We start from the raw sequence: 12661 nt of genomic DNA on the forward strand, positions 1-12661 counted from the left end.
CACAACCCATGAACGAAATAGAAAAGAAAAAGATAAGTAAATTTTTAAGCCTGATCTTACGTCATCAGCCGGATAGTATAGGTCTTACCCTGGATGAAAATGGTTGGGCAGATGTGGAAGAGCTGAGAGCAAAATCAGCCCAAAAGAGAATATATTTTACCTCCGAAGAATTGGATGAGGTGGTAGAAACAAACAACAAAAAGCGTTTTGCTTTTAATGAAGATAAAACAATGATCAGAGCAAGTCAGGGACACTCTATTGATATTGACCTGGCTTTGGAAGCCAGACAGCCTCCGGAATTTCTGTACCATGGAACAGCAGAAGCCAATATTTCTTCTATTTTAGAAAAAGGAATTGAAAAAAGAAGCCGTCAGCATGTACACTTAAGTGCTGATAAAGAGACTGCTACCAAGGTTGGAATGAGACACGGTAAACCTGTGATTTTGACCATCAGAACCGGAACAATGCATCAGGAAGGATTATCTTTCTATCAGTCTGCAAACGGGGTTTGGTTAACAGATTTTGTAGATGCAAAATATATTTCAAAGTAAAATGAGCAGAACATTAGTGGTTGGAGACATTCACGGAGGATTTAAAGCCTTACGGCAGGTTCTTGAAAGAGCCGAGGTTACGCCAAATGATCAGCTGATTTTCCTGGGAGATTATGTAGACGGATGGAGTGAGTCTTCTGAAATAATACATTTTTTAATGGATCTCTCCAAAAAGCAGGAATGTATTTTCATCAAAGGAAACCACGATGCATGGTGCGAAGATTGGTTAACATCAGGCAAAAATCCTGATGTTTGGCTTTTCAACGGAGGAAAAAGTACTGTTGAGAGCTACAAAGAATATCTTCTGGAAGATCTGGATCTTCACCTTGAATTTTTTCAAAGGATGAAAAACTATCATATTGACGATCAGAACCGGTTGTTTATTCATGCCGGATATGCTTCCATGCACGGCCCCGAAAGAGAAGTATATTCCAGCAATTACCGCTGGGACAGAACCCTCTGGGAAACGGCTGTTGCAATGGATAAAAAACTGCAGAAAAACTCAGAGCTTTATCCTAAGAGACTGCTTTTGTACAATGAAATATTTATAGGGCATACACCGACTCTTGATATCGGAATTACAGTACCGGCCAACAAAGCCAATATCTGGAATATGGACACCGGAGCGGCTTATACCGGATCTTTATCTATTATGGATATCGATTCCAAAGAATTCTGGCAAAGCGATCCGCTTCCTTTCTTATATCCAAAAGAAAAAGGGCGAAATTAATACTGTTGAGAACAAACCTAACAGGTTTTCAAAACCTGTTAGGTTTCTATCTGCAAAACAATTTTACCTTTTGTAATTTTGACTGTCAACCCATCCCCGTTTCTCACAAAAGATGATTAATTTTAAAGTCTGAAAATATGACTTCAATGAAACTGAAATATCTTTTATTCACCCTGAGTTCTACCTTGTTTTTGGCTCAAAAATCATTTCAGACCCCTTTTGAAAAAGGAAACGGAAATCAAACTGTTACCTACGATGAAATGAATAGCTATTACCAGAATCTGGCTAAAAATTTCAATACCATTCAATACCTTAAAAAGGGAGAAGATGACAATGAAAAACCCATTTATGTAGTGGTTTATAATCCTTTTCCTGAAAAAGACCTTGAAAAATTAAGAAAAAACAAAGCCATTCTTTTTGTCAACAATGGAATTCACCCGGGAGAGCCGGATGGAATAGATGCTACCATGATGCTGATGAGAGATCTGGCGGCTAAAAAAATTAAAACTCCGCAGAACTTTATTATTGCTGCTATTTCCGCTTACAATGTCAGTGGAATGCTCAACAGAGGATCTTACTCGAGAGCCAATCAGAATGGACCGGAGCAGTACGGTTTCAGGGGAAATGCAAGAAATTATGATCTGAACAGAGATTTTATCAAGGCAGATTCCCAAAATGCCAGAAGCTTTCAGGAAATCTACCAGTGGTTAAAACCGGATGTTTTTATTGATAATCACGTCAGCAACGGAGCGGATTATCAATATACGTTTACCTATATTTCTACTTTTAAAGAACGTCTGGGCAATACTCTGGGGAATTACTTCTACAATCATTATCAGGCTAAAAATCTTGAAGATATGAAAAAGCTGGGGTATGAAAGTACACCTTACGTCAACATTCACGGAGATGTTCCGGAAGTAGGATTTGCCTCATTTGAAGACTCTCCCAGATATTCTACAGGATATACTTCGCTTTTCAATTCCTTAGGAACTGTTCCGGAAACCCATATGTTGAAGCCTTATGATAAAAGGGTAGATGCTACCTACAAATATATGTTGGTGAACCTGCAGAATTTGGATAAAGATTATCATACCATAAAGCAGCTCCGTATTGAAAATTTAAAACAGTATCAGGCCGGAAAACAATATGGAATCCGTTGGAAAATAGACTCCACAAAATTTTCAACGATGGATTTTAAGGGCTACGAAGGAAAGTACAAACCTAGTGAAGTTTCGGGGAAGCCAAGGCTGTATTATGACCGTAATAAGCCTTTTACAAAGAACATCAAGCTTTTTACAACAGCTGTTCCAACGGGATATATTACCATTCCGAAGTATTATGTCATTCCACAATCACAATATCGTGTAATTGAAGAATTGAAGAGAAACAATATTCAGATGAGTCCTTTGCAGAAAGACAGTACTTTGTCTGTTGAGTCCTATAAAATCAAAGATTTTAAAACCGTTAAAAACCCTTATGAAGGCCATTATCTGCACTTTGAAACGACGGTTGATGCTTCCCGTAAAAGTTTGCTGTTTTCGGCAGGGGATTATCTTGTTACTACCGATCAGCCAGGGGTAAAATATATTATAGAAACTCTTGAGCCTGAGGCATTAGATTCATTTTTCAACTGGAATTTCTTCGATGGAATTCTGGCGCAGAAAGAATACTATTCTGCTTATATTTTCGAAGATACAGCTGCCGAACTCCTGAAAAAAGATAAAAAGCTGAAAGAAGCCTTTGAAGCAGCGAAAGTGTCAGACAAAAAACTGTCCGAAGATGGAACTGCACAACTGGATTGGATCTACAGGCATTCTCCTTATTTTGAAGAGAAAACTTTCAGGCAGTATCCGGTTTACAGAGTATTGTAATTAATTGATAATAAAGAATTAAACTAAAACAGGCGTTTCCACGGAAACGCCTTTTTTTAATTATCTTGGTAAGCCTCTTTTCAAAGCTATTTCTGCTCTTTTGATCGCCATTTTCTCCTTCCAGTCCATGTATTTCTTTTTGAAATTAGACTTCATGATATCGTCAAATTTACGCTGTACGGTAAGATTCCATAGGGAATGTGCTTTTACAGCCCATGATTTGTCCCAGGCTCTTAAAGAAATTGAGAAACTTCCGTCCAGATATTTCATCCAATGCCACCATCCGGTAGGCATGAACAATGTATCTCCATGTTCAAGGAAACACTCAATTCCTTCCACACCATCCAGTGCAGGGAACTTGGTGAAGTCAGGATTTTCAATATCATAATCTTCCAGGGCATAGGTTGCATACGGAATCTGATACAGCCTTTCTTTCCATTTGTAATCAAAAAGAAGAATATGTTTTCTTCCGTTGAAGTGAGTATGGAAAATATGAGCCATATCAATGTCAAAGTGAAGGAACGTCACTGATCCTTTTCCACCAAAGAACATATTCGGATATTTATCCAGGAATCCTCCCATCAGGTCTTTGGGAGAAATATAATCTTCCAGTAATTTCGGGGCATATTTTATAGGGTCGAAGAGAAAAATTCTAAGATCGGTTGGCTCTCGCTGGATAAGATCTATATAATCTCCAAACTTCATTTTTGCTGCTGATGCATTGATGGGAGCCGAAGGATCTGCCTTTGAGCTGTCGTATAGCGGAACCTCCACATCTCCTACAACTTCCTTCATATATTCCATCGTCCATTTTTGATAAGCAGGCCACTTTTTTGCCATATTTCTGATGACAACGGGCCTTCTTGGCTTCAGATATTTTTCGTAGAAATCTTCTTTAGAAATGTCTTCTACAACATCTATAGGCTTTAAAATAATTCCCATTTTATAAATTTTATGTTACAAAATTATTAAATATATATATATGTACGAGTGTTTAATTTTTTTTTAATCTATGATTCAAATCAGATTTTCCTATTTAGAATAAGTAAAAATATCAATTTTCTTACTTCCCTTTAAAATTGTTGTTTATGCCTTCATTAAGACAAAACCTATTCATATTATGTTACACAAATCAAAAATTAATTTAACTCTTCTTTTGCAGAATCTATATGCCAAAGATCATCTTATCATGAAATAGATATCATAAAAAAAAGGGCGAATCGTTTTGATTCTTTTTTAATATATTTCTTTTTCATAGAAAAACAAAAGTTTAAAAATTATCACTATGTTTGTAGTGATAAAGATTTAACCTTTAATCGTAAAACTCATCTTTATAAAAAGTGTAACAAAAAACAATAACCATTAACTAATTGAGCAAATAATAAGTATGAAAAAAAATATTTCTTTATTTCTGATGCTATTCTTTACTGTGCTTACTTTTGCGCAGAAAACGGTTTCAGGAAAGATCACCGATGATGATGGGGTCGCGATACCCAGTGCCAGTGTGACGATCGAAGAGCCCGGCAAAGACGCTATTCTTGCTTACGCTATTACGAACTCAAAAGGAGAATATAAAGTAACCTTCACTTCCGCTGAATCCAATGTGGATCTGAAAGTGAAAGCGTTCAATCAGAAACCTCTTACAAAGCAAATCAGTAACAGCGATCAGACTCTGAACTTTAAAATGCAGTCTGAAGCTACAGAAATTAAAGAAGTACAGCTGAAAACCAAAATGATCACCGCAAGAGGTGACACCATTTCTTATGATCTTAAGGCTTTCAATAGTAAAAATGACCGAACCCTTGCGGATGTAATGAAGAAGATTCCGGGAATTGAAGTAAACAAGGACGGAACAATTCTTTATCAGGGAAATGCCATCAATAAATTCTACGTCAACGGAAAAGACCTTATGGAAGGAGGCTATGGAACCATCAACAACTCTCTTCCTAAAGATGCCGTACAGAAAGTAGAAGTTCTGGAGAACCACCAGCCGGTAAAAATCCTTCAGGATAAAGTACCTTCAGATCAGGCAGCTATCAATATCAAACTTAAAAACTCTGTTACCATGACCGGGAGAGGTGAAGTAGGGACCGGTTTCGGAGATCCATGGCTTTGGAATGTAAAACTGACTCCCATGTTTTTCGGACAAAAAAGCCAATGGGTCGTCAATTATAAAACCAACAACATGGGGGAACAGGTAGAAAATGAAGGAAATATTCTGGCGTTTGGAAGTTCATGGGAAGGAAGAAGAAGTAATATTTCTCAAAATAACTGGCTGAGTGTAGAAAATGCAAGTACACCAAATTTACCAGTGAAAAGGTATTTGATGAATAACGTTCACTATTTGTCTGCAAACTATTTAACAAATATTGATAAAAAGAAGGAATGGGAATTGAAGCTTAATGCAAATTATACAAATAACGCAGTAGAAAGAGAGGATTATAATGAAACAACTTATTTTCCAACTAAAGAAAGACCACAACAGTCTACTGTAGTGATGAGTACCAGAAATAATTTTTATACAGATAAACTGAAGGGAGAATTGATCTTTACCAAAAATGCTAAGAAAGGGTTCTTTAAAAATACCACAAGTTTCAGCCAGTTCTGGAATGCAGACAGAGCATTTGCTGAAAGAGCAGGAAGATCAGGAAATCAGGGAGTGGAATCTCCAACATCATCTTTCCAAAACTCATTGAGTACTATTATTCCATGGGGAGAAAAGATGGTGAATTTCAAATCATATATCAATTATCAGGATGATCAGCAGACATTGAAAGTAGATCCGGCAAGTTATTTACAGCTGCCATACAAACTTCCAAAGGTAAACCCGAACGATCCTAACGAAAAAGATAGATATGGCATTGTAAATTTTGCACCAGGCACTTTAGCGCTACAACAGTTCAGACTAAAAACTTTAGATACCTCACATTCAGCAAATATTAGTTTTTCTAAAAAAGGATGGACATTCACTCCTCAGGTGGGATTTGATTTCTCTACAGATAAGCTAAATACAAACTTTGATGGGCAAGCAATTCAAAATCCTTCTGTGCCGAATGATGTACCGCCAAATTTCAATGATGGTATTTATGAAAACAACCTGAAATTTACAGAAATTGTTCCTTCTGCTTCGCTAGGTGTTAATTATAAATCTGAAGCTTGGAGTATTTTTGCAAATTTTCCAGCAAATTTCAATAGCATTAAAGCTGAAGATGATTTAAGAGGAGTTTCAAAATCACTAAATAAGACAACGTTTACTCCAAATGCTTTTATTCAGTATTCATTTGCTTCATTCTGGAAAGCAAGTTTGAATGGAAACATCAGCAATAATTTTGGAGATATTCAAACGGCTTATGCAGGTTACATGTTATTAAGCCCTAGAGGATTTAATGTAATGGATCCTAATAACCCGATACCTCAAATAACGTCAAAAATGGCAGGATCTAGAATTGAATACAGAAATCCATTAAACAATCTATTCTTTAATATTAATTATTCATTGAGTGATAGTAAAAGAAATTTGCTTTCTTCTCCAATTTTGGATGCAGCAACGGGGTCTACTTTAATCCGATACATTGAAAGAGAAAATCATTCAAAGAGTAATAGATTTAATGTTGAGGTTGGTAAATACTTTCCAAAATTCAAGACCAATGCTTCTGTGAGCTATGGAAATACATTGACAAAAAGTGATGCGTTCTTGGATGACACTCAATATTTGAGCAAAAACAATACTCAGACTTATGGACTTAAGTTCAATAATACCTATTTTAGCTGGGCGAGTGTAGATTATACACTTAATTTATCAAGAAACAAGCAAGATAATATAGGCTTGAGTTCTAATCAGAGCAGGCTCGGTGTCAATACAGGATTTAATCACAATCTGGCAGTTTATTTCTATCCTATAGAAGACCATACGATTGGATTCAATTGGGATCAGGTGAATACAAGTGATGGAAGTAATAAATATAAAAATGCGTTCTATGATATTTCTTACCAATTTTCATGGTCTAAAAAGAAAATTGATTTTGAAATTAAATGGTTGAATATTGCTAACAGAAAATTCTTTGAAACCTATAATATCAATCAAACAACAAATAGTTCTTCTTACACGAAAATTCAGCTTCGCCCAAGCCAGGTCATGCTAACCGTAAAATTCAACTTTAAATAAAACAAAAAACCAATCCATGCGGATTGGTTTTTTGTTGAGATATATTGAGATGTTAATTAAAAACTTTGCTGGTCTGCTGAAGGCCCATAGCTTCCCGGCAAAGGAATATTGTTCAGCCTGTAATACACTCCTAGTTGAGCCCTGTGATGAGTAATCTGGTTTAAGGCATGGCGTATTGCCCCATATTTGCTCCAGCTTGCCAGCTCATGGCCGTCATTTTTAATCGTCCAGCTGGGATTCAGATCGTTTTCTGTACTGTTTTCTAATGCTGTTTTTGCTGACTGGTAATCATCTTCCAGTTTTTTCATCAGTTCATCTCTTGTAGAAAGAATGGTAGGTTTATAATCTCCTTTGGCAAAATCCAGTTCAGAAGTTTTTAAAATTGTGTTCGGCCATTCAAAAACTTCTACAAGATGGGTGGCAAGGGGCATCATTTTCATACTTTTTTCATGCGGAGCATAATCATTTTTTCCTTCAGGGAATAGTTCAATAAATTTTTTTGTGGTTTGAAATTCTCCCTCCAGTTCGGATTTTAATTGAGATAAAGTGTCCATAATATTTTGTTTTTTAGAAACTTAAAGGTAAGCGTTTTAAAAATGAAACTGTTCTAACAGAATCATAATTTTTTAAGTAGTAAAGATTGAAAAGGAAGAATATTTTTTACTGGAAAATAAAATTTGAAAAAAACTGTAACAAAAGAAGACATATGATTACTAATTATATAAACTTGTTACAATGAAAAAGTTATTCTCTATATTTTTGATCACTCTGTTTGCTTTTGCAGGCGCTCAGGAGTCGAAAGAAACAGCCAACCGTTTCTTTTATGAACTGACTTTTAAGCCTAAGAAAGATTCAGCAAGAATGGATAAAATCATTACCATTCTTGATATCACGCCAAAAAAATCAATCTATCAGGATTATACAATGCCCGCTCAGGATTCTATCATTAAAGTTCAGATAGAAGAAATGGAGAAAACCAAATCTTTTAAGGATATGACCAAGTTGATTAGGTGGCCGAAATTTTCCTATAAAATTATTAAGACTTATCCTGACATGAAAGTACAGTATGTAGACAGAATCAGCAGAAATCTGTTTTCATATGAAGACGATCCGAAGCTGCAATGGAGTATTCTACCAGATAAACAAAAAATAGGCGCGTACAATGCTCAGAAAGCAACTACTGAATTTGGAGGAAGAACATGGACAGCATGGTTCAGTTCGGATATCCCTTTTCAGGATGGACCTTACAAATTTAAAGGACTTCCAGGGCTGATTGTAAAAATTGAAGATGGTGATAAAAATTACTCATGGCAGTTAAGCGGCAATAAAAAAATAGAAAACTACGAAGAATTATCTTATGCTGATAAGATTAATGCCAAAATGGGAATGATGAGCAATACAGTAACGCCTACATCAAAAGAAAAGTTTCTTAAATCTTATGAAGGATACAAAGCAGATCCTTTTGCAGAATCCCGTCCATATATGACTGCAGAGAATATGAGCAGACCAATGCCAGGAACAGATGGAACTGTAGGTGACTTTATGAAAAGACTTGAAAAACAAGTGAAAGATTTCTTCGGATCTAACGATAATCCAATAGAAAAAGAACAGCCTTCTGACAAGAAGAAAAAATAAGACTTCATATCAACTAAATTATATTTTGAATCACCCCAGATACAGCAATGTGTTTGGGGTGATTTCTTTTATGTTAAAACGTTATTTAGATTAAATTTAAATAGCGTATATTTGCAGGACTAAAAATTAGGCTTTGAAAGAGAAAGGATTACATAAATTAAGTGGATTCCCTAAAAACAAAATGGGGAAGATATTGGGATATGATAACGACCATCTTAAAATGCCCAATAAAATTATTGAAATGGGACTTCTTCCGGAGACCATTTTCAGAATTTTGTATCAGGCTCCGTTTAGCGGGCCAATGTATGTAGAATTTGGAGCAGAAAAAAGCCGGATTGCTCTTCGTGAGGAAGAAGGAGATTACATCATTGTTGAAGAATTGAATTAATGCAGGAAAACAAGAAAAAACAGATACTTTTAGTCGGGAATCCTAATGTAGGAAAGTCAACGGTTTTCAACACGCTTTGCAACAAAAAGCAGAAGACCGGGAACTACGCCGGCGTTACCGTTGCAAGTCATTCGGGGAACTATGTTTACAAAAACGAAGAAGTAGAGGTTATTGACCTTCCAGGTTCTTACAGTGTATACCCGAGTTCAGAAGATGAGGCTATTTTTTCCAAATATCTTATTGATGAGCAGAAAAACTATGCAGGAGTTGTTTATATTCTTGAAGCATTAAGTTTAAAAAGAGGACTGCTTCTGTTTCAGCAGATTCAGGATCTTGGAATTCCTATGATATTGATTGTCAATCAGATTGACCAGGCAGAAAGAAGAGGAATCACTATAGATATTCAAAAATTTTCCGAAGCATTAGGGATAAAAATTATTCAGACCAATGCCAAAGAACAGATCGGGATTGATAAAGTAAGGAAAGCTGTTTATAACAACGAATTTGTAAAAACAGATCAACTTTCTTTTGAAACACCGAGTGAACATAGAGACTTTATTCAGAAACTGGCGGCACATAAAGGTTTCGATAATGAATATAAAGCCTGGATGAGCCTTTCATTGGGAACTGATCTTGGAAGAATCAGCGGAGTAATGGAACAGCTGAATGAACCGGATTCTAAAAGCTTAGTACCGAAAAGGCTGCAGGTTCAGGAAACCGTAAGAAGGTATCAGAATGTGGACAAAATTCTGGCTGATGTCATCTCTAAAAAGGCTCAGTTCAAAGAATTATTAACCGAAAAACTGGATAAAGTTTTAGTTCATAAATTCTGGGGTTATGTAGTCTTTTTAGCAATTCTGCTGATTATTTTCCAAAGTGTTTTCTTCCTTGCAGAATATCCGATGAGCTGGATTGAAGATACATTCTCCTGGCTGGCTGCATTTACCAGCGAACATCTTCCTGAAGGCCCCATTAATTCATTGATTTCAAATGGAATTGTTCCTGGTATAGGAGGAATTGTGGTTTTTGCACCACAGATCGGAATTCTCTTGTATTTCCTTTACCTGCTCGAAGATTCAGGATATATGGCAAGAGTAGTATTCCTGATGGACAGACTGCTGCGCCCCTTCGGACTTAACGGTAAAAGTATAGTTCCGCTTGTATCAGGAACTGCCTGTGCAATTCCTGCGGTGATTTCTACAAGAAACATTGAAAATGTAAAAGAAAGATTGCTGACCATACTCGTAACACCATTCATGACATGTTCTGCGAGACTTCCGGTATACAGTATTATCATCGGACTGATTATTTCAGAAGGAACATTTTTAGGAATAAAATATAAGGCACTGGTATTGATGGGGATGTATCTTCTTGGCTTCCTGGTCGCTTTATTCTCCGCATCAATTCTCAAAAGATTTATTAAAAGCAAAGGAAAAACATATCTCGTAATGGATCTTCCTGCTTATAAAAAGCCGCTTTTCGGATATGATTTTAAAATGGTTTTAGGAAAAGTATGGGAATTCATTACGGGAGCCGGAAAAATAATTTTCATCGTAAGTATCATTATCTGGTTTTTAAGCTATTTCGGGCCAAGCCAAAAAACAAATGAGTTTGTAGCCACAGACGTTCACCTGGATCATTCTTACCTTGCTAAAATGGGTAAAGGAATAGAACCTGTAATTGCTCCTCTTGGTTACGACTGGAAAATGGGTGTAGGAATTCTTACAAGTTTCGTGGCAAGAGAAGTCTTTGTGGGAACAATGTCTACGCTCTATAGCCTGGAAGATGATGCTCCGGAAGTGAAAGTAATTGATAAAATGAGAAGAGATGTAAAACCCAACGGAGAAAAAGTCTTCAGTTTTGCAACCGGAATTTCGGTGCTTCTTTTCTACGCATTTGCAATGCAGTGTGTTTCTACACTTGCAGTAGTCTACAGAGAAACCAAAAGCTGGAAATGGACCAGTTTTCAGGTAGTCATGATGACAGGTTTGGCATATTTTGTGTCGATGATAGTATATCAGATTTTAAAGTAATGGACTCATCATTAATTATTCAGTACGTACTTGTTATACTAATTGTAGCATTCGCCTGCTATTCTTTATTTAAAGTACTTAAAAAGAATTTCGCTCCAAAGAAATTCAGCTCCAAAAGAACCCACTGCGATAAAGATTGCGGCTGTTCTTAATATTGGGTTCAACGGATATTGAAAAAAATGTAGTAATTTCATTTTTTCTAATATAAATTATTCGGGTTGAACTTTTTAAAAGCAGGATCATTAATAGTATTTTCTTTACTGGGCATTTTCGGAAAGGCACAAACAGATACCATAAATACCAAGTCTTACGCAGACAAGGTAATGATTCGTGTGAATCTTGACACCAATATTGAAAGCTATGTTTTCTCATCAGGAGAAGGTAAGAATGCGTTCAATATGGACCTGTCTATCAACAATAAAACGAAAACATCGTTTTCAATTGATTATAGAATAATAAGTGCGACAGTATCATTTGCACCCAGATTTTTAGAGGGAAATAATGATGATGAAATGAAAGGGAAAAGTTCTTACTCCGACTTAAGCTTCAGGTTTTTTCCGGGAAGATTTATTCAAAATGTTTATTATAAAAATGTAAAAGGCTTTTATGTTGAAAACATGAAAGAACTATCTCCGGAATGGCAGGAAGGAAGAGATCCCTATATTCAGTTTCCGGATTTAAGGGTACAAACCTTTGGCGGGTCTACATCCTATATTCTCAATAAAAATTTTTCAGCAAGAAGTATCTATACACAAGGAGAATGGCAGAAGAAAAGCCGCGGAAGCTGGGTACCGTTTATAGATTATGATCTTACTATTTTCAGAAATACTATTGACGGAGTTAAAAGCAAGAATACACAATATAATATAGGAGGCAATATTGGATATTTCTATAATTGGGTTATTGGAAAAAAAGTAAATATTTCACCTCATCTGGCTGTTGGGATTGGAGGTAAATTCTCCAGTTACAGAGAGCTTGATAACGGATCAACAAAACAAAATGCCCAATATGCAACTATAAGAATGCAGGGCGGTCTTCATGTGGGTTATAATACTGACCGGTTTCTGTTCGGAGGTAAAATAAATTTTAAAAGCTATGCCTACGATCAGAAAAACAGCCAGAGTGTAGAGAATAATAACCTTTATGGACTGTTATATATAGGGTATCGTTTTGCGCCACCGAAAGTTGTGAAAGATACCTATGATAAAGTCCAAAAAAAGATTCCGGTTTTATAAGTTGAAGGGTCTTTTAAGTATCTTTGCGTTGGAAAATTTAGAGAAAACAAAAT

The 12661-nt window shown here is 36.1% G+C and carries 10 protein-coding genes; 8 read left to right on the forward strand and 2 right to left on the reverse strand.

The window, feature by feature from the left end; translation table 11 throughout:
* Positions 1–8 precede the first annotated feature (8 nt).
* The 3 genes from ACLI50_RS18595 (at position 9) to ACLI50_RS18605 (ending at position 3152) form a co-directional block, all read left to right on the forward strand.
* Positions 9–551 carry an RNA 2'-phosphotransferase gene (locus tag ACLI50_RS18595; RefSeq protein ID WP_202842226.1) on the forward strand — a complete coding sequence of 181 codons (543 nt, stop codon included), beginning with the start codon at positions 9–11 and terminating at the stop codon, positions 549–551.
* Between the two features lies 1 nt (position 552).
* A complete protein-coding gene (locus ACLI50_RS18600) occupies positions 553–1281 on the forward strand; it encodes a metallophosphoesterase family protein (RefSeq protein ID WP_202842228.1) in 729 nt (242 codons plus the stop codon).
* A 146-nt stretch (positions 1282–1427) separates the two neighbouring features.
* Complete coding sequence (locus tag ACLI50_RS18605) at positions 1428–3152, forward strand: M14 family metallopeptidase (protein ID WP_411414399.1); 1725 nt, start codon at positions 1428–1430, stop codon at positions 3150–3152.
* 60 nt (positions 3153–3212) lie between these two features.
* On the opposite strand, the gene ACLI50_RS18610 is transcribed toward ACLI50_RS18605, so the two are convergent.
* Positions 3213–4094 (reverse strand): cupin-like domain-containing protein, encoded by an 882-nt coding sequence (locus ACLI50_RS18610; protein WP_110008924.1) that lies wholly within the window; start codon positions 4092–4094, stop codon positions 3213–3215.
* A gap of 445 nt (positions 4095–4539) precedes the next feature.
* Between ACLI50_RS18610 and ACLI50_RS18615 the strand changes: the two genes are divergently transcribed.
* Entirely contained in the window at positions 4540–7317 is a 2778-nt protein-coding gene (locus ACLI50_RS18615) for a TonB-dependent receptor (protein WP_411414400.1), read from the forward strand.
* Between the two features lie 56 nt (positions 7318–7373).
* Here the strand turns inward: ACLI50_RS18615 and ACLI50_RS18620 are convergent, their stop codons facing one another.
* The gene (locus ACLI50_RS18620; protein ID WP_062672748.1) at positions 7374–7871 is read right to left on the reverse strand and encodes a DinB family protein; all 498 of its coding nucleotides are present in this window, start codon (positions 7869–7871) and stop codon (positions 7374–7376) included.
* Between the two features lie 181 nt (positions 7872–8052).
* Here ACLI50_RS18620 and ACLI50_RS18625 point away from each other — a divergent pair, with 181 nt between their 5' ends.
* The 4 genes from ACLI50_RS18625 (at position 8053) to ACLI50_RS18640 (ending at position 12608) form a co-directional block, all read left to right on the forward strand.
* The gene (locus ACLI50_RS18625; RefSeq protein WP_202842234.1) at positions 8053–8952 is read left to right on the forward strand and encodes a GLPGLI family protein; all 900 of its coding nucleotides are present in this window, start codon (positions 8053–8055) and stop codon (positions 8950–8952) included.
* 133 nt (positions 8953–9085) lie between these two features.
* Positions 9086–9340 (forward strand): FeoA family protein, encoded by a 255-nt coding sequence (locus ACLI50_RS18630; RefSeq protein WP_082798751.1) that lies wholly within the window; start codon positions 9086–9088, stop codon positions 9338–9340.
* Positions 9340–11373, forward strand: coding sequence for a ferrous iron transport protein B (feoB, locus tag ACLI50_RS18635; protein ID WP_411414401.1), 2034 nt, complete (start codon positions 9340–9342; stop codon positions 11371–11373). Before ACLI50_RS18630 ends, feoB begins: the two co-directional genes overlap by 1 nt.
* A 218-nt stretch (positions 11374–11591) precedes the next feature.
* Positions 11592–12608, forward strand: coding sequence for a DUF4421 family protein (locus ACLI50_RS18640; protein ID WP_411414402.1), 1017 nt, complete (start codon positions 11592–11594; stop codon positions 12606–12608).
* Positions 12609–12661: the final 53 nt, after the last annotated feature.

It is taken from the genome of Chryseobacterium cupriresistens (genome assembly GCF_046614675.1).
In the GTDB taxonomy this organism is placed as follows: Bacteria; Bacteroidota; Bacteroidia; order Flavobacteriales; family Weeksellaceae; genus Chryseobacterium; species Chryseobacterium cupriresistens.

Excerpts from the sequence above, each read along its gene's own strand:
- ACLI50_RS18595 (WP_202842226.1), top strand. The coding sequence starts at position 9 with ATGAACGAAATAGAAAAGAAAAAGATAAGTAAATTTTTAAGCCTGATC.
- ACLI50_RS18600 (WP_202842228.1), top strand. The coding sequence starts at position 553 with ATGAGCAGAACATTAGTGGTTGGAGACATTCACGGAGGATTTAAAGCC.
- ACLI50_RS18605 (WP_411414399.1), top strand. The coding sequence starts at position 1,428 with ATGAAACTGAAATATCTTTTATTCACCCTGAGTTCTACCTTGTTTTTG.
- ACLI50_RS18610 (WP_110008924.1), bottom strand. The coding sequence starts at position 4,094 with ATGGGAATTATTTTAAAGCCTATAGATGTTGTAGAAGACATTTCTAAA.
- ACLI50_RS18615 (WP_411414400.1), top strand. The coding sequence starts at position 4,540 with ATGAAAAAAAATATTTCTTTATTTCTGATGCTATTCTTTACTGTGCTT.
- ACLI50_RS18620 (WP_062672748.1), bottom strand. The coding sequence starts at position 7,871 with ATGGACACTTTATCTCAATTAAAATCCGAACTGGAGGGAGAATTTCAA.
- ACLI50_RS18625 (WP_202842234.1), top strand. The coding sequence starts at position 8,053 with ATGAAAAAGTTATTCTCTATATTTTTGATCACTCTGTTTGCTTTTGCA.
- feoB (WP_411414401.1), top strand. The coding sequence starts at position 9,340 with ATGCAGGAAAACAAGAAAAAACAGATACTTTTAGTCGGGAATCCTAAT.